At 60.4% G+C, this 25,724-nt stretch carries 23 protein-coding genes and 1 pseudogene; 6 read left to right on the top strand and 18 right to left on the bottom strand.

Going from position 1 to position 25,724, the window contains the following annotated elements; all coding sequences use genetic code 11:
• Positions 1–265 precede the first annotated feature (265 nt).
• The gene (locus CEC48_RS21745; RefSeq protein WP_076016234.1) at positions 266–1,162 is read left to right on the top strand and encodes a MurR/RpiR family transcriptional regulator; all 897 of its coding nucleotides are present in this window, start codon (positions 266–268) and stop codon (positions 1,160–1,162) included.
• Between the two features lie 139 nt (positions 1,163–1,301).
• On the opposite strand, the gene CEC48_RS21740 is transcribed toward CEC48_RS21745, so the two are convergent.
• The 12 genes and pseudogenes from CEC48_RS21740 to CEC48_RS21695 form a co-directional block, all read right to left on the bottom strand.
• The gene (locus CEC48_RS21740) at positions 1,302–3,005 is read right to left on the bottom strand and encodes an AMP-binding protein (protein WP_088425617.1); all 1,704 of its coding nucleotides are present in this window, start codon (positions 3,003–3,005) and stop codon (positions 1,302–1,304) included.
• A gap of 32 nt (positions 3,006–3,037) precedes the next feature.
• Positions 3,038–4,336, bottom strand: a complete 1,299-nt coding sequence (locus CEC48_RS21735; protein WP_088425616.1) for an acetyl-CoA C-acetyltransferase — start codon at positions 4,334–4,336, stop codon at positions 3,038–3,040.
• Complete coding sequence (locus CEC48_RS21730; RefSeq protein WP_088425615.1) at positions 4,333–5,223, bottom strand: MaoC/PaaZ C-terminal domain-containing protein; 891 nt, start codon at positions 5,221–5,223, stop codon at positions 4,333–4,335. Before CEC48_RS21730 ends, CEC48_RS21735 begins: the two co-directional genes overlap by 4 nt.
• Before the next feature lie 2 nt (positions 5,224–5,225).
• Complete coding sequence (locus tag CEC48_RS21725) at positions 5,226–6,569, bottom strand: 3-oxoacyl-ACP reductase (RefSeq protein ID WP_088425614.1); 1,344 nt, start codon at positions 6,567–6,569, stop codon at positions 5,226–5,228.
• 23 nt (positions 6,570–6,592) lie between these two features.
• A pseudogene (locus tag CEC48_RS32240) lies at positions 6,593–6,691 on the bottom strand (outer membrane lipoprotein carrier protein LolA); the annotation flags it as partial.
• Positions 6,692–6,697: 6 nt separating this feature from the next.
• Positions 6,698–9,235 carry an acyl-CoA dehydrogenase gene (locus CEC48_RS21720; RefSeq protein ID WP_088425613.1) on the bottom strand — a complete coding sequence of 846 codons (2,538 nt, stop codon included), beginning with the start codon at positions 9,233–9,235 and terminating at the stop codon, positions 6,698–6,700.
• Positions 9,236–9,520: 285 nt separating this feature from the next.
• On the bottom strand, positions 9,521–10,936 hold the full coding sequence (locus CEC48_RS21715) for an outer membrane protein transport protein (RefSeq protein ID WP_088425612.1): 1,416 nt from the start codon (positions 10,934–10,936) through the stop codon (positions 9,521–9,523).
• Between the two features lie 93 nt (positions 10,937–11,029).
• Positions 11,030–11,533: a hypothetical protein gene (locus tag CEC48_RS31235; RefSeq protein ID WP_141099706.1), complete on the bottom strand. Its 504-nt coding sequence runs from the start codon at positions 11,531–11,533 to the stop codon at positions 11,030–11,032.
• A 112-nt stretch (positions 11,534–11,645) separates the two neighbouring features.
• Entirely contained in the window at positions 11,646–12,170 is a 525-nt protein-coding gene (gene praB, locus CEC48_RS21710) for an alkane oxidation protein activator PraB (protein ID WP_088425611.1), read from the bottom strand.
• 131 nt (positions 12,171–12,301) lie between these two features.
• The gene (gene praA / locus CEC48_RS21705) at positions 12,302–12,796 is read right to left on the bottom strand and encodes an alkane oxidation protein activator PraA (protein WP_088425610.1); all 495 of its coding nucleotides are present in this window, start codon (positions 12,794–12,796) and stop codon (positions 12,302–12,304) included.
• A gap of 147 nt (positions 12,797–12,943) precedes the next feature.
• The gene (locus tag CEC48_RS21700) at positions 12,944–14,224 is read right to left on the bottom strand and encodes an alkane 1-monooxygenase (protein WP_088425609.1); all 1,281 of its coding nucleotides are present in this window, start codon (positions 14,222–14,224) and stop codon (positions 12,944–12,946) included.
• A gap of 317 nt (positions 14,225–14,541) precedes the next feature.
• Positions 14,542–15,540 (bottom strand): alpha/beta fold hydrolase, encoded by a 999-nt coding sequence (locus CEC48_RS21695; protein WP_088425608.1) that lies wholly within the window; start codon positions 15,538–15,540, stop codon positions 14,542–14,544.
• A 305-nt stretch (positions 15,541–15,845) separates the two neighbouring features.
• On the opposite strand from CEC48_RS21695, the gene CEC48_RS21690 reads away from it, so the two are divergent.
• From CEC48_RS21690 to CEC48_RS21680, 3 genes are read left to right on the top strand one after another with little or no spacing between them, the layout of a single operon-like run.
• The gene (locus tag CEC48_RS21690; RefSeq protein WP_088425607.1) at positions 15,846–17,384 is read left to right on the top strand and encodes an NAD(P)/FAD-dependent oxidoreductase; all 1,539 of its coding nucleotides are present in this window, start codon (positions 15,846–15,848) and stop codon (positions 17,382–17,384) included.
• A complete protein-coding gene (locus CEC48_RS21685) occupies positions 17,381–18,280 on the top strand; it encodes an SDR family oxidoreductase (RefSeq protein ID WP_088425606.1) in 900 nt (299 codons plus the stop codon). The genes CEC48_RS21690 and CEC48_RS21685 overlap by 4 nt, the downstream gene beginning before the upstream one ends.
• 15 nt (positions 18,281–18,295) lie before the next feature.
• Positions 18,296–19,138: a metal-dependent hydrolase gene (locus CEC48_RS21680; RefSeq protein ID WP_088425605.1), complete on the top strand. Its 843-nt coding sequence runs from the start codon at positions 18,296–18,298 to the stop codon at positions 19,136–19,138.
• 6 nt (positions 19,139–19,144) lie between these two features.
• Here the strand turns inward: CEC48_RS21680 and CEC48_RS21675 are convergent, their stop codons facing one another.
• Together CEC48_RS21675 and CEC48_RS21670 are read right to left on the bottom strand one after the other, a co-directional pair.
• The gene (locus CEC48_RS21675; RefSeq protein WP_088425604.1) at positions 19,145–19,783 is read right to left on the bottom strand and encodes a ribonuclease T2; all 639 of its coding nucleotides are present in this window, start codon (positions 19,781–19,783) and stop codon (positions 19,145–19,147) included.
• A gap of 36 nt (positions 19,784–19,819) precedes the next feature.
• The gene (locus tag CEC48_RS21670; protein ID WP_088425603.1) at positions 19,820–20,800 is read right to left on the bottom strand and encodes a Gfo/Idh/MocA family protein; all 981 of its coding nucleotides are present in this window, start codon (positions 20,798–20,800) and stop codon (positions 19,820–19,822) included.
• A 141-nt stretch (positions 20,801–20,941) separates the two neighbouring features.
• On the opposite strand from CEC48_RS21670, the gene CEC48_RS21665 reads away from it, so the two are divergent.
• Entirely contained in the window at positions 20,942–21,304 is a 363-nt protein-coding gene (locus CEC48_RS21665) for an NUDIX hydrolase (protein WP_088425602.1), read from the top strand.
• Here CEC48_RS21665 and CEC48_RS21660 read toward each other — a convergent pair.
• Genes CEC48_RS21660 through CEC48_RS21645 form a run of 4 tightly spaced genes read right to left on the bottom strand, consistent with a single transcriptional unit; the run spans position 21,301 to position 24,772 of the window.
• Positions 21,301–22,014 carry a transporter substrate-binding domain-containing protein gene (locus CEC48_RS21660; RefSeq protein WP_088425601.1) on the bottom strand — a complete coding sequence of 238 codons (714 nt, stop codon included), beginning with the start codon at positions 22,012–22,014 and terminating at the stop codon, positions 21,301–21,303. The two genes, CEC48_RS21665 and CEC48_RS21660, sit on opposite strands and share 4 nt — an antisense overlap.
• Before the next feature lie 59 nt (positions 22,015–22,073).
• The gene (gene nadE, locus CEC48_RS21655) at positions 22,074–22,886 is read right to left on the bottom strand and encodes an ammonia-dependent NAD(+) synthetase (protein ID WP_088425600.1); all 813 of its coding nucleotides are present in this window, start codon (positions 22,884–22,886) and stop codon (positions 22,074–22,076) included.
• A 1-nt stretch (position 22,887) separates the two neighbouring features.
• Complete coding sequence (pncB, locus tag CEC48_RS21650; protein WP_088425599.1) at positions 22,888–24,114, bottom strand: nicotinate phosphoribosyltransferase; 1,227 nt, start codon at positions 24,112–24,114, stop codon at positions 22,888–22,890.
• A gap of 10 nt (positions 24,115–24,124) precedes the next feature.
• Positions 24,125–24,772 carry a nicotinamidase gene (locus tag CEC48_RS21645; protein ID WP_088425598.1) on the bottom strand — a complete coding sequence of 216 codons (648 nt, stop codon included), beginning with the start codon at positions 24,770–24,772 and terminating at the stop codon, positions 24,125–24,127.
• Between the two features lie 147 nt (positions 24,773–24,919).
• Here CEC48_RS21645 and CEC48_RS21640 point away from each other — a divergent pair, with 147 nt between their 5' ends.
• Entirely contained in the window at positions 24,920–25,627 is a 708-nt protein-coding gene (locus CEC48_RS21640) for an NUDIX hydrolase (RefSeq protein ID WP_088425597.1), read from the top strand.
• Positions 25,628–25,724: the final 97 nt, after the last annotated feature.

Raw genomic sequence — 25,724 nt, 5'->3', positions numbered from 1 at the left:
CGTGGTGGCGGCATACGCTCTTGGTGCAAGCAGACTAGAACGTCTGGCGACGCCAATCAATATTTATTCTATAAATATTTTTTGTGGAATATATTTTCCAATACGTCACCATCGGTGTGTTCCAGTCACGGTGCATCGTTTCAGCTGCACCGTGGCGCGGGATGCCGAGGTATTTTTTTGCGCCTACCCTGTAGACTTGCGCACATCGACTTATTGTCAGGGGCGCTGCAACGCGCCCTATAAGAACAAGCCAGAAGGATTCCCTATGTCCCAGAGCGCCCCGGAAGACGCACTCGCCAGCCCGCCGCTAAACGCCGAACGGCTGTTGCAGCTGATCACCGATGAATACGAGAGCCTGCCGCGCCAGCTCAAGCGCATCGCCAGCTACATGAGCCAGCAGAGCGACCGGATCATGGTCGACCGCATCAGCGATATTGCCCGCGAATGCGAAGTGCACCCGTCGGCCATCGTGCGGTTTTCCCAGCGTTTTGGTTTCAGTGGCTTCAGTGAGATGCAGGCGCTGTTCCGCGAGGCCTACACCCACAAGACCACGCCGGTACAGAACTACCAGCAGCGCATCCGCAGCATGATCGCCAACAAGTCGCAGAAAGCCAGCGGCGGCGACTTGGCGCGTGAGTGCGTGAATGCCACCCTCTCCGGGATCGAGCGCCTGGGGCTGGAATTGGACGACGTGGCCTTCGACAAGGCTGTGGACCTGGTGGTGAATGCCGACAATATCTACGTGGTGGGCGTGCGCCGCTCGTTCGCCGTGGCGGATTACCTGGTGTACAACCTGCAGCACACCAACAAGCGGATTCACCTGGTGTCGGGGTTGGGCGGCAGCTACCGCGAGCAGATGCGCAGTGTGCGGGCCAACGATCTGGTGATTGCCATCAGCTTTACGCCCTACGGCAAGGAAACCCAGCACTGCCTGCGGATTGCCCAGCATCATCAGGCCAAGACGCTGATTATCACCGACAGCAACCTGTCGCCCCTGGCCAAGCGGGCAAGCACGGTGTTGCTGGTGAATGAAGGGTCGTCGTTTGCGTTCAGGTCACTGAGTGCGACGCTGTGCCTGTGCCAGGCGTTGTTTATTGCCGTGGCGTATCGGCTGGAGTTGAAGGTCGATGAGATTCATGAGCAGGTGGGGTTCGACGACTGAATAAGCGGAAAACGCTGAACCCTGTGGCGAGGGAGCTTGCTCCCGCTGGAGTGCGCAGCGCTCCCGCTTTTTTTGGGTCTGCTGCGCAGCCCAGCGGGAGCAAGCTCCCTCGCCACATTGGTCCTAAGCATTTTCGGGATTAGCGCAACGCCCTCCGCAACACCTTGCCCACCGTCGTCTTGGGCAACTCCTGCGTACGAAACTCCACAAACCGCGGCACCTTGTACCCCGTCAAATATTCCCGGCAATGCGCCAGGATCTGCTCCTGGGTCAAACTCGGGTCTTTACGCACCACGATGATTTTCACCCGCTCGCCAGTCACGCCATCTTCAACCCCAATCGCCGCCACTTCCCCGACGCCCGGATGCAATGCCACCACGTCTTCGATCTCGTTGGGGTACACGTTAAACCCGGACACCAGAATCATGTCTTTCTTGCGGTCCACCAGGCGAATGAAGCCCTGCTCATTCATCACCCCGATATCCCCGGTAGACAGCCACCCTTCGGCATCCAGCACCTCGGCCGTTTCCGCCGGGCGTTTCCAGTAACCCTGCATCACCTGCGGACCGCGTACTTGCAGTTCGCCCTGCTCGCCCAGCTCCGCCAACTCACCGTCTTCACGAATGAACCGCACCCAGGTCGACGGCAACGGCACACCAATGCTGCCGGTAAATTCCATCTCGCGCATGCGTGAGATGTCGATGGGGCTGATACTCACCACCGGCGAGCACTCGGTAAGGCCGTAGCCTTCGATGATCGGCAAGCCGGTGACTTCCTTCCAGCGCTTGGCTACAGCGGTGTGGGTGGCCATGCCGCCGGCGATCACCATGCGCAGGTCGGAGAAATCCCGGGCGCAAAACTCCTTGTTTTCCAGCAAGCCGTTAAACAGCGTATTCACCCCGGCAATCCCGTTGAAGCGCTCCTTGCGCAGGATCATCTGAACCCGCTTCACGTCCCGTGGGTTGGCGATCAGGATGTTGCGCCCGCCCAGGCACATGAACATCAGGCAGTTCACTGTCAGGGAAAAGATGTGGTACAGCGGCAGCAGCGTGACGTTGGTTTCCTGTTGGTTCTGGTCCAGTTGATCACCCACCCACGCCTTGGCCTGCAACAGGTTGGCGATGATATTGCGGTGGCTAAGCATCACGCCCTTGGCGTCGCCGGTGGTGCCACCGGTGTATTGCAGAAAAGCCAGGTCTTCGCGATTCATCGGCACGGGCAAATGGGTCTGCACGCGCCCCTGTTTCAACACCTGGTTGAAGCGCACCGCACCCGGCAGGTTGAAGCGCGGTACCTGCTTTTGCACGCTGCGCAGGATGAAGTTCATCGCTGCGCCCTTGAACGTGCCGAGCAGGTCGCCGATGGCCGCGATCACGACGCGTTTGACGGTGCTGGCAGCAACCACCTTCTCTAGGGTGTGGGCGAAGTTTTCGAAGATCACGATGGTCTGCGCTTCACTGTCCTTGAGCAGGTGCTGAAGCTCCCGTGCGGTGTACAGCGGGTTGACGTTGACCACCACCGCGCCCGCCAGGATCGTGCCCAGCAGGCAGATCGGGTATTGCAAGCAGTTGGGCATCATCAGCGCCACCCGGTCGCCCTTCTTCACGCCCTGGGCTTGCAGCCAGGCCGCGAAGGCAAGGCCCTGGACCTCCCAATCGGCATAGGTCATTTCAGTGCCGATGCTGACGTAGGCCACGCGGTCGCGGAACGTGTGCAGGTGCTCCAGGAACACCTCGCGCAACGACGGGTACTCCTCGATGCCGGCGTCGATGTCTGCCGGTACGCCGGGCAGGTAAGCGTTCAACCAGAGGCGTTCGGTCTGTTCCAGGCTTACAGCGTTCATGGCAGTCTCCTTGTTGTTTTTATGGTTTGGCACTACTTCTCAACGATGGCGGTAATGCCCAACCCACCCGCCGCGCAGATCGAAATCAAGCCACGCCCGCCGCCGCGCTGGTGGATGGCCTTGGCCAGTGCTGCCAGTTGCCGGCCACCGGTGGCGGCGAACGGGTGACCGCAACCAAGGGAGCCGCCGTTGACGTTCATTTTGGCGCGGTCGATGCTGCCCAGCGGCGCGTCGTGGCCCAGGCGGTCGCGGCAGTAATCCGGGTCTTCCCAGGCCTTGAGGGTGCACAGCACCTGGGCGGCGAAGGCTTCGTGGATCTCGAAAAGATCAAAGTCGGCGAACGTCAGGCCTTCGCGCTGGAGCATGCGTGGCACGGCGTAAGCCGGGGCCATGAGCAGGCCTTCGGTGCCGTCGACGAAATTCACTGCCGCGGTTTCGCCGGTTCTTAAATAAGCCAATACGGGCAAGCCGCGTTCGGCGGCCCACTCTTCACTGGCCAGCAGCACCACCGAGGCGCCATCGGTCAGGGGCGTGGAGTTGCCGGCGGTGAGCGTGCCGTTCTGGCGGTCGTAGGCCGGGGACAGACTGGCGAGTTTCTCCAGGCTGGCGTCGGCCCGCAGGTTGTTATCCCGGGCCAGGCCGCGATGCGGGCTGATCAGGTCGTCGAAGAAACCCTGCTTGTACGCCGCGTCCAGACGCTGATGGCTGGTGAGGGTAAGCTCGTCTTGGGCCAGGCGCTTGATCTGCCAGCGCTTGGCCATTTCTTCGCAGTGTTCACCCATGGACAAGCCGGTGCGCGGCTCGCCATTGCGCGGCAGCAGCGGCTTGAAAAACATCGACGGGCGCACGCTCATCAAGGCTTTTAACGTGGCGCCGGTGCCCTTGGCGCGGTTGGCTGAAAGCAACGTACGGCGCAGGGATTCATTGATGCCAATGGGCGCGTCGGACGTGGTGTCGGAACCACCGGCGATGCCCACTTCGATCTGCCCGAGGGCGATTTTATTGGCCACCAGCAACGCCGCTTCAAGGCCCGTGCCGCAGGCTTGTTGCAGGTCGTAGGCCGGGGTTTCGGGAGACAGCGTGGTGGACAGCAGGCTTTCCCGGGCCAGGTTGAAATCCCGGGAATGCTTGATCACGGCACCGGCAGCAAATTCGCCCAGGCGCAGGCCGTGGAGGTTGTAGCGGTCCACCAGGCCTTGCAGGGCGGCGACCAGCAAATCCTGGTTGCTGTCATGGGCGTACACGGTGTTGGAGCGGGCAAACGGAATGCGGTTGCCGCCGATAATCGCCACGCGGCGGGTCGGGGCCGGGTTGAAGCTGTAGTCACTCATCGATCGTTCTCATTCCAGATAAACAGCCCACGCATATGGGGTTTGTCACCGGCGAAATTGCGCACTTCAAACTCACGGCGCGGGCCGGTGGGCGGGACGTTCCACAGGGCCACCTGGCCGGGCAGGAAGATCGGCAATTTGAAATCGCAATGGGCCTCGGCCTGATCCAGTCCACCCGGCGGTTGCTGGGCCGCCAGTGCGCGGCCAAGGGTCCACATGCCGTGGGCGATGGCCCGGCGAAAACCGAAGAGTTTGGCCCCGATCACCGAGGTATGAATCGGGTTGAAATCCCCCGAGACCTTGGCGAACCGCCGCCCCAGATCAGCCGGCAACACCCAGCGCTGGGTGCGCAGCAAACCCTCTTCCTGCAACGGCAACACGTCGTTCCATGGCTCACCGACCGGGGCGTTTACGTCACGGCGCAAGTACAGGCTGTCGCTCTCCCACACCAGGGTGCCCGCGCTGTAGGCACGGGTGGCGATGCTCAGGGCCTGACCTTTCGGATGAGCGACCCAGCGCTCGCAATACACCTCCAGGCGCAAGGCCTGGCCCTCCTCCAGCCGTTGATGCTGACGAATACGATTGGCCAGATGCACCATGCCGCTTGCCGGGTATGGGAAGCTCGGCCGGGTCAACAGCATCAGGTGCAATGGGAACGCCAGCACCTGGGGGTAGGACAGCGGCACGCCCTGCTCGCGGCGAAAACCGCAGGCCCGACCGTAGGCTGCAATACCTTGGGCAGACAGCTCGACCGCTGAACGCACCAGACGCTCTTTCGGTAACGTCGGTGCGCCTTCAACCTTGGGTTTGCGCAGCGCCAAGACGCCATCGAGCAACAGCCGCGAACGCGGTGGCGGCGGATCAATAATCTGCGTCACATAGTCCATGTTCAGGCTCCCAACAGGCTTTGGCCGCAAACCCGCACCACCTGGCCGTTGACCCCGCCGGAAGCCGGATGCGCCAGCCAGGCGATGGTTTCCGCCACGTCGATGGGCTGGCCGCCCTGGGACATGGAATTCATCCGCCGCCCCGCTTCGCGAATCATCAGCGGGATCTTCGCGGTCATCTGGGTTTCGATAAAACCGGGCGCCACGGCATTCACCGTTACCTGCTGCGCCGCTGCTTGCGGTGCCAGGCCTTGCACCAGACCGATCACTCCAGCCTTGGAGGTGGCGTAGTTGCTTTGCCCCAGGTTGCCGGCGATGCCGGAAATCGACGAGACACATACGATTCGCCCGCCCGGCTTCAGGCCCTGGCTTTCCAGCAGTGCCGTGCTCAGGTGCAGCGGCGCTTCCAGGTTGACCGCCAGCACGCTGCGCCAGGCGGCCTCGGTCATCTTGGCGATGGTCTTGTCGCGGGTGATCCCGGCGTTGTGCACCACCACGTCGAATGCGCCGTGTTGGCTGACATGGGTTTGCAACTGCTGCGCGGCATCAGTGGCGGTGATGTCCAGCGCCAGCGCGGTGCCGCCGACACTGCTGGCGGCCTGTTGCAGCAATTCCTGGGCCTGGGGCACATCCACGCAGACCACTTGCGCACCGTCACGGGCCAGCACCTGGGCGATTGCCAGGCCGATGCCACGTGAGGCGCCAGTGACCAGGGCGCGGCGGCCGTTGAGGGGTTTGTCCCAGTTGATTTCGGTTTGGGTGTCGACTGGTTTTTCGAGGCGCACCACCTGCCCCGATACATAGGCCGAGCGCCGCGACAGGAAGAACCGCAGACTGCTTTCCAGCGTGCTTTCGGCACCCGGTGCGACGTAGATCAACTGCACGGTGATCGCCCGGCGCAGCTCCTTGGCCAATGAGCGCACCAGGCCTTCAAGCGCGCGTTGAGCGACGGCTTGCGGCAAATCCTTGCACCGCTCCGGCGCGGTGCCGAGCACCACCACGCGGGCGTGTTGGCCCAGGCGCTTGGCGTTGGCGTGGAAGAATTCGTAGAGCTCGTCCAGTTGCTTGAGGTCGGCGATGTCGCTGGCGTCGAATACGGCGCCCTGAACCTTGACCGTGGAAGGCGCCTTGAGGGTCGCGGCGCTGGCGGTCACCGTGTCGGTGGCGGTGAAGATCCGCTGGATTTCAGCCGCCAGGCGCCCTGCCCCGGCCACGATCACCGGGTTGGCCAGACCGTGTTGGCCGCTGCGGTGGCGTTGCAGCGCCAGGGGTTGCGGCAGCCCGGCGGTCTGGGCCAGCCAGCGGCCCCAAGGCGAATTGACGAAAGAAAGGTAGCTGTCACTCATAAATGGGTCCTGTCGTAATTCTCTGTAGGAGCGAGCTTGCTCGCGAAAAACCGGAGAGCGCCGTTGGGTGTCAGGTTTCCCGCGTTATCGTTAACGACCTTCGCGAGCCAGCTCGCTCCTACAGTGGGTCAGTTGACCGTCGCGTTTTCGCCTTGGTTTGCACGCTTTTTCACACTGGGTTTGGCCGCCAGCTCCAACGCCTGTTGACGCTGTTGCAAGGCCTCCAGCAAGCCGAAGTCCTGCGGGAAGTCGTCGACCTGGATCGCGTGATCGCCGTATTCCACGTAACGCGCCAGCAAGCTGTCTTCGTCGTCGCTGATCAGGTCCAGCGCCCGCGCCTTGACCCGCCATGGGGTGAACGCAACACCGGAAATCGGCATCGGTTCGATCAGGCCCTGCTTGACCGCACCCTTGAGCCGCGCCTCGATCAGCTCCACTTGTGGCAACAGCCGGAACCCCAGTTCGCCATAAGCCAGCTTGTCGATTTCCGGCCGCGGAATGTAGGAATTACCCAGCAAGCGGTCGCGGGTTTCCCCCGGCACTTGCACCAACTCCGCCACTTGCGCCAACAGACGGTCAGACGGTTTGCGCAGTGGAATGCCAAACGGGAACGTCAAACCACGCACCACGGCCGCCGCCGCTTTCGACGGGTAGTTATCGAGCACTTCAGCCAAGGCCTCATGGGCGCGCAGTAACGCGTCCTGAGCGGCCCAATGCACCAGCGGCAAATCCGGCTGTGGCCGGCCATCGTCCTCAAAGCGCTTGAGCACGCAGGACAGGATGTACAGTTGGGACAGAATATCCCCCAGCCGCCCCGTGATACTTTCCTTGCGCTTGAGGGCACCGCCCAGCACGCCCATGGAAATGTCCGAGATCAACGCCAGCACCACCGACAGCCGATTGGCCTGGCGGTAGTAGGACGCCAGCGCCGGATCGGTCTTGCCCGGCACCGAAATCAACCGCCCGCCTGTCAGCGCATGCACCGCTGCACGTACGGTATTGGCCAACACAAAGCTCAGATGACCGAACATCGCACTGTCGAAATCCACCAACGCCTTGCGCCGATCCGTGTTGCGCGCCGCTTCCATCTCGCGGAACACGTACGGATGGCAACGAATCAGGCCCTGGCCGTAGATGATCAGGCAGCGGGTCATGATGTTCGCGCCTTCCACGGTGATGGCGATGGGGCTTTGCTGGTAGGCCCGGGCGAGGAAGTTGTTGGGGCCCATGCAGATGCCCTTGCCGGCAACGATGTCCATGCCGTCGTTGACGATGATTCGCGCACGCTCGGTGACGTGGTATTTGGCGATGGCCGAGATCACCGACGGTTTTTCACCGGCATCCAGTGAAGCCACCGACACCTTGCGCACCGCATCACAGGCATACAGATGCCCCGCCATGCGCGCCAGTGGCGCCTGCACGCCTTCGAACTTGCCGATTGGCAGGCCGAACTGTTTACGCATCGCCGCATAAGCGGTGGTACCGCGCACAGCGACCTTGCCCAGGCCGACGTTGGCCGACGGCAGGGAAATCGCCCGCCCGGCAGCCAGGCATTCCATCAGCATGCGCCAGCCGTTGCCCACTTGCTCGCGGCCGCCGATCACCCATTCCAGTGGGATAAATACATCCTTGCCGGTGGTCGGGCCGTTCTGGAACACGGCATTGAGCGGCCAATGACGCCGGCCGCTGTTCACGCCCGGATGAGTGGTTGGGATCAACGCACAGGTGATGCCCAAAGAGCCAGGTTGCCCCAACAGACCGTCCGGATCCTCTGCGCGAAAGGCCAGGCCAAGCACCGTGGCGATCGGTCCGAGGGTGATGTAGCGCTTGTCCCAGGTCACGCGAAAACCCAGCACTTCCTCACCTTCATGCAGGCCTTTGCAGACGATGCCCAGGTCCGGAATCGCCCCAGCATCGGAGCCGGCATACGGGCTGGTCAGGGCGAAGCACGGGATATCTTCGCCACGGGCCAGGCGTGGCAGGTAATAGTTGCGCTGGGCGTCGGTGCCGTAGTGCAGCAGCAGCTCGGCCGGGCCCAGGGAGTTGGGCACCATCACCGAAATCGCCGCCGCCGAGCAACGGGTGGAAAGCTTCATCACCACCTGCGAATGCGCATAGTGAGAGAAGCCTTTGCCGCCGTATTGCTTGGGAATGATCATGCCGAGGAAACCGGCGTCCTTGGTGTACTGCCAGCCTTCCGGGGACATGTCTTGCCAGACCTGGGTGGTTTCCCAGTCGTTGGACATGTCGCACAGGGTCTCGACTTCGTTATCGAGAAAGGCCTGTTCTTCAGTGCTGAGGCTGGCCGGTGCGGCTTGCAGCAGGCGCTCCCAGCGCGGCTTGCCGCTGAACAGCTCGGCGTCCCACCACACAGTGCCGGACTCGATGGCGGCGCGCTCGGTGTCGGACATCGCCGGCATGATGCTGCGAAAAAGGCCCAGGGCCTTGCTGGTCAACAGGGTGCGGCGCAGGGGTTTGATCGTCAGCAGCAGCGCGGGCAATACCACCAGCACCGCCACCACACCGGCGCCGAAACCGGCCACCACGTTGAACAGGTAACCGACCGCCAGCCAGACCAGGCCGGCACCTAGCCAGAGCGTCGCAGCGGCTTGTCGATACGCCAGGGCAATCGCTGCTGCGAGTCCCGCCAATAACCAGATAACCATGGGATACCTCTACTCAATTCAGGGTACGGCCAACGCCCAAGCAGATCGGAATGACCTGTGAGGTAAAGCCACATTACAAACTTGAAAAGATAAATTCAAATTTTGTTTTGAAATTTTTATTTAATGCTTGGGCGAAAAAATTAACGGCTGAGGGCGTCAACCGGGTTGATTAGCGGTAGAGGGATCGGAACGGGTCGCGTGGGCGACCCGTCGATGCAATGCCAGTTATAGACCGGGCAGAAAGATGCGCTGACTGCTGTCGGAAACAGGCGTTGCGACAGCAGATCAAAACTCGTAGGTGACCCCCAGGCTGACCACATCCCCATAAGCGTCCGCCTTGCCATCCAGGGTCGCTCCGCCCAGACGATCCTGGTTATGAGTCTGCAACTTGGCCTTCTCAACAAACTGGTGGGAGTAGGAACCGTCGATTCCAAGGCCCGGGATAGCCCGGATCTTATAACCGAAGCCCAGGGACGTGAAAATCCGGTCGCCGTCTGGAATACGTGGGTCGCGGGTGGAGTTACGGGTAGGCGTCTGGTCCGTAGCCACACCGGCACGCAGAGTGAAGTCGTCGGTGAGTTTGTAGTCGCCACCGAGGGAGACCATCCAGGCATCCTTGTAGTTATACGGAATGGCCACAATGGTGGAGCCATCGGATTTCAAGGTCAGGTTTTTGAACGATGACCACTGCGTCCAGGTAACGCTGGCACCCAGCGTAAAGCGGTCGGTGAACTGGTGCACCCAATCGAAGGACGCGTTGGCAGGGATGTCCAGTTGGGTTGTGGCGTTGCCGTTCATTTGAAGGTTAAGCCCGGGATACAAAGCGTTCGGCAACCCGCCCTCAACCAGGGCCTGCGATCCTGGATCCGCGTAGATGTTGTATTTCCCTTCAAGTTTATTCTTGATCTTGGCGTGGTAGTTCAAGCCCAGAGTGTCTTGTAGTGTTGGCTTCCAAGCCACACCGGCAAACCAACCTACCGAGGTATTGTCAACTTTGACGCGTATCAACGAATGGCCCACTCCCGAAGGAAACGGAATACCGACACCCGGAGCCAGCGCTGCCGCTGCATACAAGTCAATGTTCTGGCTGACGAAACCCTTGGTGTGCTGAACAATGGCACCGCCGCCGATGGAGAACTCATCATTGACCTTGAACGAAAGCGACCCTGTCACGCCAACGGTTTCGATACGCGTGTCAACGGCAAAGTCCCGGCCAATCCAGTCATCATCCCAGGTGGTGCGCGCGCCCATTGGCACCACTTGGCTCAGGCCGAAGGCGAAGCGATCGCCGATGGGCATGACCATGAATCCAGTGGGTAACCACGCCGTAAAGCCACCTTGCCCGCCAGTACCGGTGCGGGGTACAGACGTCATGTCACCAGTATTCGGGTCCAGGGTAACGGCAGCCGGGTCATTGCCCGCGTAGTCCTTGGCCGTGCCCTTGTATTTGATATTGATGCGCGCGTAGTCAATGTTGAACTGGGCGATATTGTGATCAATGAAGGCCATGGCGGCCGGGTTGTTATAAGCCGACGACGGGTCGTCCTTGAACATTGAACCACCGCCGAACGCTCGTCCCCAGCCCTCGGCACCAAACGTCGGGGTAGCAAACCCACCGGCCTGCGCATGACCTGCGGCGACTAATCCGCTCAGTATTGCCAATCCCAATAATGTGCGAGCGTGTTGTTTTTTATTATTCATTTGCCACTCCTAATTATTTTCAGCTCCGGATTGACCGGCATACCCTGTATTGCGAGTTGGCATCGTTAAAGCGGCCCGCCGCAGACCTCACCATCAAGGAGTAATGTGAAGATCCGTAAATTGCGCCGTTAACGATACGATGGTGCAAGATCCCGCCAGTGGTTGATTTAATACATTCAACTTATTAGGTAGCGAAGTCCAAAATCCAGACAGCGTACGTGGACCACAGTTACTTAGAGGCCCCGAAGGAAACCCTGATAGAGAGAACGGTGTGTTGCCGATACTGATATTTGACGAACCGACTGCCGTCATAGACCAAGCGGAAAGCGACACGACAACTTTTCGACATAAAGTGTTTGTTCCGGAGAGCGAAACAGTCGTTATATTCGCCACGCCATCCCCATCAACTACTCCATACAACGAAGCATCGCATGTGACCGCGGACTGGAATGTTGCCGGCGATTTGAAAACCATCTGGCCATTGACCGACAGGAACTGACCTGGCGGCGCAAACGTTGCCCCGAATACAAACGACGACATGAATGCAACCACGAAAATCGATACTGTTTTTATTATGTATCGCTTCAGGTATTGCATCACTCCTCCCTATGGACGCACCGCCGTCCAAATCCGTTTTCCCCGCAACAGGCGCCTTGTTACAGGCGCCTGCCTTGTAGCGGGTGATCAGCCCTTGGTTCTCAAGCCATCATCAAGGAACGATGACAACTGGCACTACCGGACCGGACGCTGGAACGTTTGCAACGGTCACGCTCAAGCTCTGCACTGTGCAACTGCCGGCCAGAGCCTGATTGGTAGCCGTCAGAACCTGAGAGGTGTTGTTGTACCCAACAGTGATAGTGGAAGGGCCGCAATGGGATGGGATCACACCGGATGCGGTAATGTTGTAGCCAACGTTGGTTACAGAACCACCCGCCGAGCCAGTCGCAGTCAGGATCCATGGCAAGCCGGTGATCTGAGGCAGGCTGCACAGGCTATTGGAGCCGGATACTGCTGCGCCGTTGATGCTTGCTACGCCGGAACCATTGATAGTCCCTGTAAAAGTCACGTTACAGGTGATCGGCAGTTGGAGCGACGAAGGCGACTTAACGGAAATCGTGCCTGGCGCGGTGAAATTACTGTTGATTGGACTAAGGCTAAAAGCGTTAGCCATCGAAGCAGCACCCATGCACACAGTCAAAGCAGTCAACGACACGAGGGTTTTCAAGCTTTTCATTATTTTTCCTCACATGTTATGGCGAGTCATTTCGCCAGGGGTAATGGCCATGATCGAGAGGTCACGGTGAATCTGCAGAACTTCCCTTTCCAGCCAAATTTCAATTCAATTACCGCTACAACATCCAACTGTTACTCAACAACTTTGAAACTCGGCGGCATCTTGATCGACACCGCTTTAATCTTGCAGTCTTCGCCGATAGGCACGTTGGCCGCTTCCAACTTGCCGGTGGCGTTATCCCAGGTGCCATCGGCAGTAGAAGGTCCGCACTTACCGCCCAAACCAAAGGCGTGCACATCGACGGAGATCTTCGACATCGAGCCGCTCTTGGTGTCTTTGGCCACCAATACCCAGGGCAAGTTGATCGCTTCCACCCGACTGCACTTGAGGCCGCCGTCGAATTCGACTTTGTCGACATTCACCGACGAGCCATCCGCCGCCACCTTGCCGGCGACCTTGATGGTGCAGTCCGCACTGATCAGCGCTCCCTTGGAAAAGCTGATGGGGCCTTGGGCAGTAAACGCGCTGCCGGCGGGTTCGATACGGGCGGCCTGGGCCTGGTGGTAAACAATCAGGCCCAGGGCGGCCAATACAATGTGCGTCGTGAACTTGGCAGGGTTTTGCATGGTGTAGGTCCTTCCCTTAATTTTATTTTTGTTCGGGTCAAACAAACTTTTCGCCACTAAGCCGTACTCGAAATCGGTAATCCCTTGGCGATAAAAACCTGCGCGATGCACAGATCCCGAGTACGTCCTACAACTGAATGCTTTACGTTAGAAGGTGCTGGTGGTGTTGCTGTACTTCTCCAAGTACTTCAAACGCTGTGAAGGTTGAAGATTGGTCAGGGTGATGTCCCCGGCATAATGATTAAGTACCCGGTGGTCCATCCGTCGTCGCCACAAGTACGGCACATACGCCCAGACAATCATACTGGCGTAACCGTAAGGCAGTTGCGGCGATTCATCAAAGTGACGCAGGGACTGATAACTTCTGGTTGGATTGGCGTGATGGTCAGAGTGACGCTGTAGCTGGAACAGAAAAATGTTGGTGACAATTCGATTGCTGTTCCACGAGTGCCGAGGCGAGCAACGTTCATAACGGCCATTAGGCAACTTCTGGCGTTTCAAGCCGTAATGTTCGACGTAGTTCACTACTTCCAGCAGCGAGAAGCCGTAGATACCCTGGATGATCAGGAATGGAATCACTGCTGCGCCCAACCAGGCAATCATCGCGCCCCACAACACCACGCTGTACATCCAGGCGCTGAGCACGCCGTTCTTCCAGTGCCAGGCGGGCAGGCCGAGTTTGCGCAGGCGTTCACGTTCCAGGTTCCACGCCGAGCGGGCGCTGAACCAGACCGAGCGTGGCAGGAAGGCCCAGAAGCTCTCCCCCAACCGCGAGCTGGCCGGATCTTCCGGGGTGGCGACCCGTACGTGGTGGCCACGGTTGTGTTCGGTGTAGAAGTGCCCGTAGAAGGTCGGCGCCAGGGTGATCTTGGCCAGGATAACTTCCAGCAGGCGCGGTTTGTGCCCCAGTTCATGAGCGGTGTTGATGGCGATGCCGGTGGCCGCGCCGGTGGACATCGCCATGCCCAGGTAAGTGAACCAGGTGATCTCGCCATGCAGCTGGGTGCGGGCGGTGATGTATGCGGCGGTTTTCGACAGCCAGCTCGACGGGTCCAACGCAGCGGTGGCGTGCAGCAGGCCACCGTTGATGACCCAGTCGATGCCGCCTGCCGCCAGCCACCCGGTAATCACCACCGAGGAGATGACAAACAGCACGCCGATGTAGACGATCCAGCGGTAGTAGCTTTGGGATTCGAGGTTGCTGACGGCGGATTCCGGCGGGTTGCTGACGTCTTCGCCCAGCAGGCCGTCGATCAATGGGATCAGGCCGAAGATCACCAACACGCCGACCCACCACAGTTGTTGTACACCGGTGGTGATGGCCAGGGAGCCAGACAGCAAAGGGGTTGCCAGCGGCATAATGCCGAGCCACCACAGATGGCGTTTGCCGTCGGTCCAGACGTTCGGGGCAGCCAGGGTCTGATTCATGGCAGCCTCCGCACGAGGCAGGTGGGCAGGGAGCAAAAAGCAACACTAGACAGGCACACGGAGCGGTGACTGCTCCGAGATTTCAACCATGCGATAAAAGGCGTTTTTTTCATTATTTTATTCGCTCTTAGGCATTTCAAAAATTATTTCAAATTAGACATTGAAATATTTTTTTAAATAAATAGCGCGGAATCGTTAGGTCGTCAACTAAATTCTTGAAGCCTTTTGAACGTGACCGGGCAGTCTCTTTTTCAGCCGTTTGGTCAGGTGTCTAGGGCAAGCATTGACGGGCTCGAACCGCGAGTTCAGTCGCACAATTATTTGCTCGCCAGTGCAAACGGCGGATGCAGAATCGTGGCGCTTTCAGGTGGCCGGACACGCCTGGCCACCTGCTCGACCACGGCCGCGACACGCTCGGTAGCGGTGATCGGCAACATATGCCCGCGCCCTTCCACCAACTGCAGCTTCAGGCCCGGCACCAGGCTGGCCAAGGCCTGGCCGTGTTTGCGAAAGTCCAGCACCTTGTCCTGCGCCCCGTAGATCAGCCCGATCGGCAAGGTCAGCTGCGAGTAGCGCTTGACCATATCCGGCAGGAAATCGTTGACCAGGTTGATCTCGGTGGAGGCCGCATGGAAGTTGTCGGGCCGCATGCCCAGCAAGCCGCCACCGCGGGTGGAGAAGTCTTCCGGGGCGGCGTCAGGAGCGAACACACCCTTAACCACCGAGCCTTTTGTCAGCAGGCCGATGGGCATGGTCAGGGTGTGCGACATGAAGCGCCGCAACCATCCCGGACGTATCGCCAACGACATAAACACCAGGGGCAGCATGCGCTGGGGATGGGTGAGCGGCGCCACCAGGATCAATCCGGACACCATGTGAGGATGGTCCAGCGCCAGCGCCAGGGAAATCGCCCCGCCGAGGGAATGCCCCAGCACCAGCGGCTTATCCAGGTCCAGCGTCTTGATAAAGCTCGCGACCTGCCGGGCCTGGGCTGGCAGGTCGGCGGCGGTGCCCGAACGCCGGGTGGAATAACCCGAGCCCGGACGATCCAGGGTGATCACCCGAAAGTGCTCACGCAACTGGGCAGACAAGGCGTACGTCAGGTTGCGACTGCTGCCCATCAGCCCGTGGATCATCACCAGCGGCGGGCCCTTGCCCTCGTCTACATAATGAAAGCGCTCGCCGTTGATCTCCAGAAAGCGCCCGTTGATCGGAACAGCCGCTTCTATACGCCGTGTCATCCGGGCACTGAAGCCCCACAACACTACGCTTATCCCTACAAACACACCCGCAGCGACAACCCACTCGACAGCCATAGCTCGGTCCTCTGCATCCCTGCGTTGCTGGCGGCCCGACCGGTATTGGTCAAGACCTCAGCCATCGTCCACACCCTGGACCTTAACTGCGTGCGTAAAAGCTCTCGTCCGTCGGATAAGTCGCACTTGAGGAACTGGGTCGTAGCCTAGACGACATTTTCAGGTAGATTATTTAAAATCTTTTTTAAAATAATTAATTCAATTTTCCTTTGCAATGGTGTTCTATCTAAAAAGCCAAAACAAAAACAAGGAGCACATCCGATGTCACAACCCGTAAGGCGCCACCGGCCCACGAGGGACAGCCTATGAATGCCCACGACACCGTCGACATCGCCATCATCGGCTCCGGGTTTGCCGGGCTGTGCATGGCGATCAAACTCAAGGAAGCCGGCTTCAGCGATTTCTTTATTGCCGAACAGGCGGATTCCCTCGGCGGCACCTGGCGGGACAACCACTACCCCGGTTGCGCCTGCGACGTGCAATCCCATGTCTATTCGTTTTCCTTTGCGCCCAACCCTAACTGGACGCGGCAATTCGCGCCCCAGGCGGAGATTCGCGCCTACCTGGAACAATGCGCCCGGCGCTTTGAACTCGCGCCGTTCCTGCGGTTTGGCATGGGCCTGGAAAAGGCGGTGTTTGATGAGGCGCAACAGCGCTGGAACCTGACGTTCAGCAATGGCCGCCAGGTCAGCGCGCGGGTGCTGGTGTCGGGGATGGGCGGCTTGTCGCGCCCGGCACTGCCGGACATTCCCGGCCTGGACAGCTTCAAGGGCAAGCGCTTCCACTCCCAGCAGTGGGACCACGAATACTCATTGAAGGGTAAACGCGTGGCGGTGATCGGCACCGGCGCCAGTGCCATTCAGTTCGTGCCGCAGATTGCGCCGCAGGTGGCCCACCTGGACCTGTTCCAGCGCACCCCACCGTGGATCATGCCCAAACCCGACCGGCCGATTTCTGCCGTTGAGCGCTGGGCCTTCAAGCACCTGCCGTTCACCCAACGCCTGATGCGCAGTGCGTTTTACTGGGCACTGGAAGGCCGCGTGGTGGGCTTTGCGCTGCACCCGAGCCTGATGAAAATGGTGCAGAAAATCGCCGTGCGCCACCTGCACAAACAAGTGGCCCGCCCTTCCCTGCGCAAGACCCTCACGCCGGACTACACCATCGGTTGCAAGCGCGTGCTGATCTCCAACGACTATTACCCGGCGCTGTCGCGCAGCAACGTGGAGGTGGTGACCGACAACGTGCAGCGCATCGAGGCCGACGGGGTAATCACCGCCGACGGCATCAAGCACCCGGCCGATTGCATCATCTTCGGCACCGGCTTCCAGGCCACTGATCCCCTGCCCCGTGACTGCATCATCGGGCGCAACGGCATCGACCTGATGGACACCTGGCAAGACGGCGCCCATGCCTACCTGGGCACCACGGTGCCGGGCTATCCGAACCTGTTCCTGATCGTGGGCCCCAACACCGGGCTGGGGCATAACTCGATGATTTTGATGATCGAGGCCCAGGTCACCTACATCCTCGATGCCCTGCAGCAAATGCAGCGCCATCGCATCGCCACGGTGGACGTCAAGCCGGTGGTGGAGCTGGCCTACAACGTCAAGCTGCAGGAAAAACTCAAGCGCACCATCTGGTCCACCGGCGGTTGCAAGAGCTGGTACCTCGACCCGCGCACCGGCAAGAACACCACCCTGTGGCCCGGCTCGACCTGGCGCTTCAAGCAGGTGACCCGGCATTTCGCCCTCAAGGACTACGTCGCCAGCCTGGTGCCGATGCCGTCTGCGCCGCGCCCTGCTACAGCGCCGCCCCACACCACCACAGAAGGGAGCCTGTCATGAAGTCATTCAACGGCCGCGTGGCGGCCATCACCGGCGCAGCTTCAGGCATGGGCCGCGCACTGGCACTGGCGTTGGCGCGTGAGGGCTGCCACCTGGCGCTGGCGGATAAAAACAGCCAGGGCCTGGAGCAGACGGTTGCGTTGATCAAAACCCAGGTCTTGTCTCCCGTGCTGGTCACCTCACACGTAATTGACGTCTCCGACCGCCAGGCCGTGGAAGACTGGGCCGCACGTTGCGCAGCCGAACACGGCCAGATCAACCTGATCTTCAACAACGCCGGCGTTGCACTCTCCAGCACCGTCGAAGGCGTGGATTACACCGACCTGGAATGGATCGTCGGGATCAACTTCTGGGGCGTGGTGTATGGCACCAAAGCCTTCCTGCCTTACCTCAAGGCCAGCGGCGATGGGCATGTGGTCAACACCTCCAGCGTGTTCGGCCTGTTCGCCCAGCCGGGCATGAGTGGCTACAACGCCACCAAGTTCGCCGTGCGCGGCTTTACCGAATCCCTGCGCCAGGAGCTGGACCTGCAAAAAAGTGGCGTCTCGGCCACCTGCGTGCACCCCGGAGGGATCCGCACCGACATCTGCCGCAGCAGCCGGATCGACGCCAACATGACCGGCTTTTTGATCCACAGCGAACAACAGGCGCGGGCCGACTTCGAAAAGCTGTTCATCACCGACGCCGACCAAGCCGCCAAAGTGATCCTGAACGGCGTACGCAAAAACAAACGCCGCGTGCTGATTGGCCGCGACGCCTACTTCCTGGACCTGCTCGCCCGTTGCCTGCCGGCCGCCTATCAAGCGCTGGTGGTGTTCGCCAGCAAACGCATGGCGCCCAAACAACGCAGCGCGCCCTCACCCGTCCTTGAAACCAACGAAGAGCACCGTCTCTGAACTGGAGTACCGACCATGCTACCGATTCGCCGCGACCTCCGTTTTGCCCTGCCGGCCGAACGCATCAAGAACTGGCACGAACAAGGCCCGTTCATTACGCACTTTTTCAATGCGCTGTCGTTGCTGTTTCCCCAGGGCGAACTGTTCTTCATGGACAGCGTGCGCCATTACCGCCAGCACATCGAAGACCCGGAACTGAAGAAAGAAATCCAGGGGTTCATCGGCCAGGAGGCCATGCACAGCCGCGAACACGTGGCCTACAACGACCTGCTGCAAGCCGCCGGGCTGCCGGCGCATACCCTGGATCGTCGGCTGAAGATGATCCTCGATGCACAAAAGAAATACATGCCCGCCTCGTTCAACCTGGCGGTGACCATTGCCCTGGAGCATTACACCGCAATGCTCGCGGAAATCCTCCTCAGCGACCCGTCGCGGTTCGGTGATTCGGTCAAAGGTTACCAGCAGATGTGGTACTGGCATGCCCTGGAAGAAACCGAGCACAAGGCCGTGGCGTTTGATGTGTGGAACAGCGTGATCAAGCCCGGGCCCAAGCGTTATTTGCTGCGCACCGGAGCCATGCTCATCACCACAGCGATGTTCTGGCTGGTGATCCTTGATTTTCACCTGCGCCTGCTGTTTGCAGACCGGCGTTCGGGCGGGCATTTGAAGGGTTTCTGGCGGATGCTCAAGTTTCTCTACGGGCCCAAGGGCGTGTTCCCGCGCATGGCGCTGCCCTGGTTGCATTACTTCAAGCCAGGGTTTCATCCCTGGGACCATGACAACCGGGCGCGCCTGGCGGGCATTGACCGTTTGGTGGAGGAGATCGAGCAGACCCATAAAGGTTATGGGCCTGCCTGAGTCCGCTTAGCGCTGGGTCGGGATACGAATGTCGCCATCCCGGCACTGGCTCTTGACGCTGCGCGGGCAGCCGGCAAATGCCAGGTCCTTGGTCAGGCACACGCGCACCTCGGTCAGCACCGCGCCCTTGCAGATCACCGCAAGCCCGTGGTTGCCCATGGCCGGGTTGCTCTCGCGAAACAGCGCTTCGATGTCCCGCGCACCCAGGTTGCCTGGGGCATTGAAGGGCTCAAGCTGTTGCGGGATCTTGACCACGCCCAGCGCTGCATCGGTCTTGTCCAGATAGGCTGACGCCTCAAGGCCACTGCAAGTGCCGTGCTTGGCCCACTCATGCTTGAGCAGCTTGGGCGACGGGAACAAGGTCTTGCCCCGGGCGAAGTCGGCATCTGATAACCGCGACTGCGGCGCACACGACGCCGGCCAGCCGCCCTTCGCGTATTGCGGCCATAGCCCATGCAGCACAAACCCGTAACCCTTGCCCGAGCATTGCTGGTCGTCCGGGTGCGTCAGGCAGAAGGTCGGCGACCAAGACAACGACAACACGTAAAAATCAAACTCTCCGGCCTGCCCCTGGGCTCGCGGCGCCGCCGTCGCGGCACTCGCCAATGCCAGCCAAAGCACAATCCAGGCTGCTTTCAATTTCATCCGTTCATTCCTTAAAAAGAGAAAATTAAAGCACCGCTAGACAGCCAGATTGGGGTTACGTTGTAGCACCCGGTCCATGACCCGGTCGGTCTTCAACGCCTCGATCGCCAGCGCCGGGTGTTTGCTCTCGCCGCGAATATGCGCATTCATTCCCAACACGTGGTGCCACTGGATATGCGCATGATTGGGCACTAGCACTTCCTCGCTGGTCTCGGCCTCAAGCCGCAACGGTGCCTCATCGAATACCGAGAACGTGATGCGGCCCTTGCTGCCAATCAGCTCCACCCGGTCTTCGCGCCGGTCGGCGACAAAGTTCCAGCAGCCCATGCCCAGTGCGCCCGAGGCGAAGGTCCAACAGGCGGTGACGGCATCCTCGGCGGCATAACGCCCGGCCTGGCGCGCAGTAAACCCGGCCACATCGACAATATCCCCGGCCAGGTACTGGAACAGGTCAAAGCCGTGGCTGGCCAGGTCGGCAAAATACCCGCCACCGGCAATCGCCGGGTCGGTGCGCCAGTTGGCGCTGCTCGCATCGTCCTCTGAGGGCGGCTTGCACAAGGTCCAGGTCAGATGGCGCAACTCGCCGATGCGCCCGTCCTGCAGCCAGTCCCGTACCTGCTGGAAGCGCGGCAGGGAACGCCGGTAATACGAGACAAACAGGTGCAGCCCGGCCTGTTCGAAGGTGCGCTGCATCAGCGCGCTTTGCTCGGCATTCAGCGACATGGGTTTCTCGACGCAGCAATGCTTGCCCGCAGCGGCCACCATCAAGCTGTATTCCAGATGACTGTCGGGCGGCGTGGCGATGTAGACCGCGTCCACTTCAGGGTCGTCGATCAGCATCTGGGCGTCGGTGTAGAACCGGGCGATGCCGTGGCGTGCTGCATAATCGCGCACGGCCTCCTCGCGGCGCCCCATCACGGCCACCAGCGCCGAACCTGGCGCTTTGTAGAAGGCAGGTCCACTCTTGAGTTCAGTGACATCGCCACAGCCGATCATGCCCCAGCGTACGGTGTTCATCGGTGTCTCCTTCATGTGGGTTTTTTTCGATGGGGCAGTATCGGCGTTTTCCGGTCCCCTCTCCACCCCGCCGGGTAAAGACTGAGCATGACAATTGCATTACACTTTTATGACAGTCATCCAGCTGCGGGGGCACAGACGATGAAAATAAGGGCCACGGTGATTTGCGAGCACGACGGGCACATCCTGTTCGTGCGTAAAGCCCGATCGAAATGGGCACTGCCCGGCGGCAAGGTCGAGCGCGACGAGCGGCCAGCAGGCGCAGCCGCACGGGAGTTGGAGGAAGAAACCGGGCTGAACGTGGACGGTTTGCTGTTATTGCAGGAGTTGAAGGCCAGCGACACGCTGCACCATGTGTTCGAGGCGTCGGTGGTGAATATCGACGAAGCCCGGCCACTGAGTGAAATCACGGAATGCCAGTGGCACCCCTACACTCGCGTGGAAGACCTGGACACCACCCAGGCCACCCAGCAAATCGTCAAATCCTTTATGCGCCGTCTCTAAAGCGCCGCCAGTTCCGGGCTTTGTCCGCTGCGCGATAAAGCTTGTTTTACCAAACCATTGGCTTTCTGGCGTTCGACAAAGGATTTGACGAACGCGGCAGCGGCTGTGTGCGCCACCGGTACCGCGACGGCCTGGCTGATGCTCATGAAGTCGTCGTCCAGCAGGCGCCAGCGCGCATCGACCCGGGTTCGCAGGTAATCCCGAACCCCGGCCGCAGCGTTCAAGCCTTGTTCGATGAACAGGTCTACGGCCCCCGCCGAGGTCGGTGCGCGTACCAGTTCGGCGTGTTGCACCGTGCGGCTCAGGTACAGGTCATATGCGGCGCCTTGGCCGACGGCGATACGTTGGCCGGGAGCATCGAGTTGCGCCACGCTGTTTAACGGTGACTCCACCGCCACCAGGTACGTGCCCTTGATGATCACGTAGGGCGCACTGAAGGCGATTTCCTGCTCGCGCACCGGCTCGATGGCCAGGAATGCCACGCGCCAGGTGTCATCAGCCAATGCGGTGAAGACCTTACCCGCCGCTTCAAACGTGATCAATTCAAGCCGCACGCCCAGCTCATCGGCCAGGGCCCTGGCCAGCGCCACCGACACGCCCTGGGGCTCGCCGCCCTCGCCGCGTTGGGCCAGCACCGGGTTGCCTAAGTTGATGGCAGCCCGGAGCACACCCCCGGGGGCCAGTTGTTGCAGTACCTGCGGGTCAATCATTACGCACTCCTTGTGGGTGGGAATAAAACTCCCATGTTTTATTTTCGCCGTTCTGAATACTACGGAACACCGGGCAGTGCACGCTTGTGAGCGGTCTTGAGGTAGGCGTTCTCGACGATTGCCTTCACCCGCTCACTCACCGCCTCGCCCATCAGGTAGCTGTCGATCTCGTCGTAGCTGCACCCGTACGCCAGCTCATCCAGTTTGCCCGGAGCCAGTTCTTCCAGGTCTGCAGTCGGTGCTTTCGCCACCAACTGCTGTGGCCCGCCGAGGGCGCTGGCGAGCAGGCGCACCTGGGTCTTGGTCAACCCGGACAGCGGCGCCAGGTCGCAGGCACCATCACCGAACTTGGTGAAAAAACCCATCAACGCCTCAGCGCCGTGGTCGGTGCCCACCACCAGGCCGTTGTGCAAATTCGCCACGGCGTATTGCGCCGTCATCCGCGCCCGGGCCTTGACGTTGCCCTTGATAAAGTCGATGCGTTCAGCGCTCACCTGCCCGGCAGACAGGCTGCCCATCAGCCCGTCAACGCAGGCTGCGATGTTCAGCGTCTCGATCTGGTCCGGCGCGATAAAGTCCAGGGAGGCCTGGGCATCGCGTTCGTCTGCCTGGGTTTTATACGGCAGACGCATGGCGATAAAGAGTGCCTCGTAGTCCTCGCTGCGCAGTTGCTCCACCGCCAATTGGCACAGGCGCCCGGCAGTCAGTGAGTCAACGCCGCCGCTGATACCCAGCACCAGCGCGTGGCAGCCGGACTGGCGCAAGGTGCCCTTGATGAAATCGATACGCCGTTGCAGCTCATCGCCCTCGCCACCCTTGCCGAGCAGCCGGTTGATATTCAGTTCCCGGGCAATACGTGCCTGAGTATCCATGTCACACCCCCAACTGTGGATTGACGTTGCTGACGTTGAACACCTGCGCCGCGTACTGCAAAAACGAGGCGTCTTCGCAGACGTTCTTGATCGGGTCATCGGAGAATTTCACCACCGGTTCGCCATGCACCCGCACCAGTTTCATGACGATGCTCAGCGGCTCCACACCGTCCACATCGCAGGCCAGGCTGGTGCCCATGCCGAAGCCGAACTTGGCCTTGCCCCGCACGTGCCGCAAGATCGGCAGGCATTTTTCGAAGTTCAGGCCGTCGGAGAACATCAGGTCCTTGGTCATCGGGTCGATGCCCAGTTCCTGGTAGCGGGCCAGCACCTTGTCGGCCCATACGATCGGGTCGCCGGAGTCCTGGCGCAGGCCGTCGTACAGCTTGGCGAAGTACAGGTCGAAATCCTTGAGGAAAAAGTCGGTGCTGATGCAGTCGGTCAGGGCGATGCCCAATCGGCCACGGTATTCGCGCACCCAGTTTTCCAACGCGGCGTTCTGGCTTTCCCGCAGCCGGCCGAGTTGCTGGTGCACCATCAGCCATTGGTGGGCCATGGTGCCGATCAGCGGCAGGTCGAATTCGTAGGCCAGGTGCGCATTGCTGGTGCCGATGAACTGGCCGGGAAAGTCGCGGCGCATGATGTCCACCACTTCGCGCTGGGCCTTGAACGACAGCCGGCGGCGGGTGGAGAAGTCCGACACGCGCAGGTCGGCCAGCTCGTCGCGGGTGAGGTTTTGCTCCAGCCAGTCGAACTTCTGGTAGAGCTTGCGGGTGACGTCTTCGAGGGTGACGTCGGGGTATTTGTCGCGGTTGCGCAGCTCGCTGACCAGGGCCAATACCGGCTGTTCGAACATGATGCAGTGCAGCATCGGGCCGACCACGCGGATGCTCAGTTGGCCGTCGATTTCGCTGACGTGGATATAGCGCAGGTTGAAGCGGAACAGGCCCAGGAAACGCTCGAAATCCGGGGTCAGGTATTCGCGACGCGGGTTGAACAGAAAGCGCAGTTCACCTTCGCGCATGTTGAGGCCGGCGAGCTTTTCCAGCTCCACCCGCAGCTCGGGGATCAGGTGCCCGAGCTTCTCTTTGGAGCGGACGATGAACTGGTATTCCACATCCACATTCGGGTGCTGGTGCAACACGGCCTGCATCATGGTGAAGGTGTAGTAATCGGTGTCCAGCAGGCCCTGGATCACAGGGGTGTCGTAGTCGTATGCACTTTCCATGAGGGACTCCTTAACGCGCGGCCATCGCGGCCAGTTCTTCCCGATTGCGGGTAATCACAACGCCAACTTGTTGCAGATGGTTGACTGCCTGCCCACCGCCCTCCTCGCTGATGCCACGGCACGCCGGCAGGTGCAGGATCACGTCGAAGTTGGCCTTGAGCAGTTGCAAGGCGGTGGTCTTGACGCAGTAGTCCAATGCCAGGCCGCCGACGATCACGCGCCGGACGCCCTGGGCGTTGAGGTATTCGATGACGCCGGTGGAGAGTTTGTCGTGGAGGTCGTGGTAGCAGGCGCCGTAGGGGTGCAGGTCGGGCTCGACGCCCTTCCAGATGAAGTAGTCGTAGTCATAGGGCGTGGGCAGTTCATCCAGCAAGGTGAAGCCTTCGGTGCCGGGCACGCAGTGGGCAACCCAGGTGACGTCGGCATGCACCAGCCCGGTGGGTTGCAGCATCTCGCTGTGTTGCTGCACGACCCAGGGTGCGTGCGGGGTGTGGGCGTCCTTGCTGCCGACGCGGCGCCCGGCGAGACTGGCCATGTAATTGAGCTCGGCGCCAATCTCGTCACCGCCGGCGACGGGCAGTTCGTTGGGGCACAGCGGCGTGAAGCTCTTCTGGGCGTCGACGTCGAATGAGGCGATAGCGTTTTTAGAGAAGGTCATGTTTGTGTTCTCCTGTGGCCTGGACACAAAAGTACACGTCATGTACTTTAATAGCAAGAAACATTTATTTATCTATGCTGGACCGAGTACACGACATAGTCGCCTGATCCGTTAGACTGTGCCCCACCGCCGCCAACAGGACCCGACATGCCAGACCACGCCCCCACACTCAGCGCTTACCTGCACACAGTGGACTTGTGCGTGCTGTTCTATTGCCGTGCTTCCGGGGATTTGAAGATATTGCTCAACCAGCGCGAAGCCGAGCCCTTCGCCGGGCACTGGGCCTTGCCCGGCGTGGTGGTGAATGGCGGCGTGCAAGATCTGAGCCTTCAGGATGCCGTGGAGCGGTTGCGAGCGAGTGACAAGGTCGGACTGCCGCTGGCCTGGAGCGAGCAAGTGGGGACGGTGGGCGATGCGTTTCGCGATCCTCGCTGTTGGTCGTCGTCCACCTATTACCTGGCGATCGTGGCTGAAGAGGTGACGCTGGCCGGGCATCAGCAGTGGTTCTCGCTGGATGCCGTGGCGGGTGGCGGGGTCAAGCTGCCGTTTGATCACAACGCGATTGTGGCGGCGGTACAGGAAAGGCTGTTTTCCAAGTCGCTGTACAGCAGCTTGCCGTTGATGTTTTTAGGGAATGAGTTCAGCGCGCCGGAGGCGACTACGATTTTTTCGTTGGTGTTGGCGCGGCCGGTGCTGAAGACCAGTATTCGGCAGCGGTTGTTGAAGCTGACCGAGGCCGGCTTTTTGCGTGAGACTGGGCGCAAGAAGAATGGTGACGGCGGACGGCCGCAGGCAACAGTGGAAAGTTTGCGACCTGGGGATTTGTATTTTTTTGATCGTAGTTTTTCGGAATAACGCCGAGCGTGATTTCCTGCACACTGAAGATCAAATGTGGGAGCGGGCTTGCTCGCGAATGCAGAGTGTCAGTCACCGAATATGTTGACTGATACAC

This window comes from Pseudomonas sp. K2I15 (assembly GCF_002204795.1).
Lineage (GTDB): Bacteria > Pseudomonadota > Gammaproteobacteria > Pseudomonadales > Pseudomonadaceae > Aquipseudomonas.
This window is presented reverse-complemented; position numbering and strand designations above follow the sequence as displayed.

What these genes read in the sequence shown, in the direction of transcription:
- CEC48_RS21740 (WP_088425617.1), bottom strand. Translation starts at nt 3,005, where the DNA reads ATGAACGCTGTAAGCCTGGAACAGACCGAACGCCTCTGGTTGAACGCT.
- praB (WP_088425611.1), bottom strand. Translation starts at nt 12,170, where the DNA reads ATGAAAAGCTTGAAAACCCTCGTGTCGTTGACTGCTTTGACTGTGTGC.
- CEC48_RS21675 (WP_088425604.1), bottom strand. Translation starts at nt 19,783, where the DNA reads ATGAAATTGAAAGCAGCCTGGATTGTGCTTTGGCTGGCATTGGCGAGT.
- CEC48_RS21695 (WP_088425608.1), bottom strand. Translation starts at nt 15,540, where the DNA reads ATGGCTGTCGAGTGGGTTGTCGCTGCGGGTGTGTTTGTAGGGATAAGC.
- CEC48_RS21685 (WP_088425606.1), top strand. Translation starts at nt 17,381, where the DNA reads ATGAAGTCATTCAACGGCCGCGTGGCGGCCATCACCGGCGCAGCTTCA.
- CEC48_RS21690 (WP_088425607.1), top strand. Translation starts at nt 15,846, where the DNA reads ATGAATGCCCACGACACCGTCGACATCGCCATCATCGGCTCCGGGTTT.
- CEC48_RS21735 (WP_088425616.1), bottom strand. Translation starts at nt 4,336, where the DNA reads ATGAGTGACTACAGCTTCAACCCGGCCCCGACCCGCCGCGTGGCGATT.
- CEC48_RS21730 (WP_088425615.1), bottom strand. Translation starts at nt 5,223, where the DNA reads ATGGACTATGTGACGCAGATTATTGATCCGCCGCCACCGCGTTCGCGG.
- CEC48_RS21670 (WP_088425603.1), bottom strand. Translation starts at nt 20,800, where the DNA reads ATGAACACCGTACGCTGGGGCATGATCGGCTGTGGCGATGTCACTGAA.
- CEC48_RS21680 (WP_088425605.1), top strand. Translation starts at nt 18,296, where the DNA reads ATGCTACCGATTCGCCGCGACCTCCGTTTTGCCCTGCCGGCCGAACGC.
- nadE (WP_088425600.1), bottom strand. Translation starts at nt 22,886, where the DNA reads ATGGATACTCAGGCACGTATTGCCCGGGAACTGAATATCAACCGGCTG.
- CEC48_RS21700 (WP_088425609.1), bottom strand. Translation starts at nt 14,224, where the DNA reads ATGAATCAGACCCTGGCTGCCCCGAACGTCTGGACCGACGGCAAACGC.
- CEC48_RS21745 (WP_076016234.1), top strand. Translation starts at nt 266, where the DNA reads ATGTCCCAGAGCGCCCCGGAAGACGCACTCGCCAGCCCGCCGCTAAAC.
- CEC48_RS31235 (WP_141099706.1), bottom strand. Translation starts at nt 11,533, where the DNA reads ATGCAATACCTGAAGCGATACATAATAAAAACAGTATCGATTTTCGTG.
- CEC48_RS21640 (WP_088425597.1), top strand. Translation starts at nt 24,920, where the DNA reads ATGCCAGACCACGCCCCCACACTCAGCGCTTACCTGCACACAGTGGAC.
- CEC48_RS21645 (WP_088425598.1), bottom strand. Translation starts at nt 24,772, where the DNA reads ATGACCTTCTCTAAAAACGCTATCGCCTCATTCGACGTCGACGCCCAG.
- CEC48_RS21715 (WP_088425612.1), bottom strand. Translation starts at nt 10,936, where the DNA reads ATGAATAATAAAAAACAACACGCTCGCACATTATTGGGATTGGCAATA.
- pncB (WP_088425599.1), bottom strand. Translation starts at nt 24,114, where the DNA reads ATGGAAAGTGCATACGACTACGACACCCCTGTGATCCAGGGCCTGCTG.
- praA (WP_088425610.1), bottom strand. Translation starts at nt 12,796, where the DNA reads ATGCAAAACCCTGCCAAGTTCACGACGCACATTGTATTGGCCGCCCTG.
- CEC48_RS21725 (WP_088425614.1), bottom strand. Translation starts at nt 6,569, where the DNA reads ATGAGTGACAGCTACCTTTCTTTCGTCAATTCGCCTTGGGGCCGCTGG.
- CEC48_RS21660 (WP_088425601.1), bottom strand. Translation starts at nt 22,014, where the DNA reads ATGATTGACCCGCAGGTACTGCAACAACTGGCCCCCGGGGGTGTGCTC.
- CEC48_RS21720 (WP_088425613.1), bottom strand. Translation starts at nt 9,235, where the DNA reads ATGGTTATCTGGTTATTGGCGGGACTCGCAGCAGCGATTGCCCTGGCG.
- CEC48_RS21665 (WP_088425602.1), top strand. Translation starts at nt 20,942, where the DNA reads ATGAAAATAAGGGCCACGGTGATTTGCGAGCACGACGGGCACATCCTG.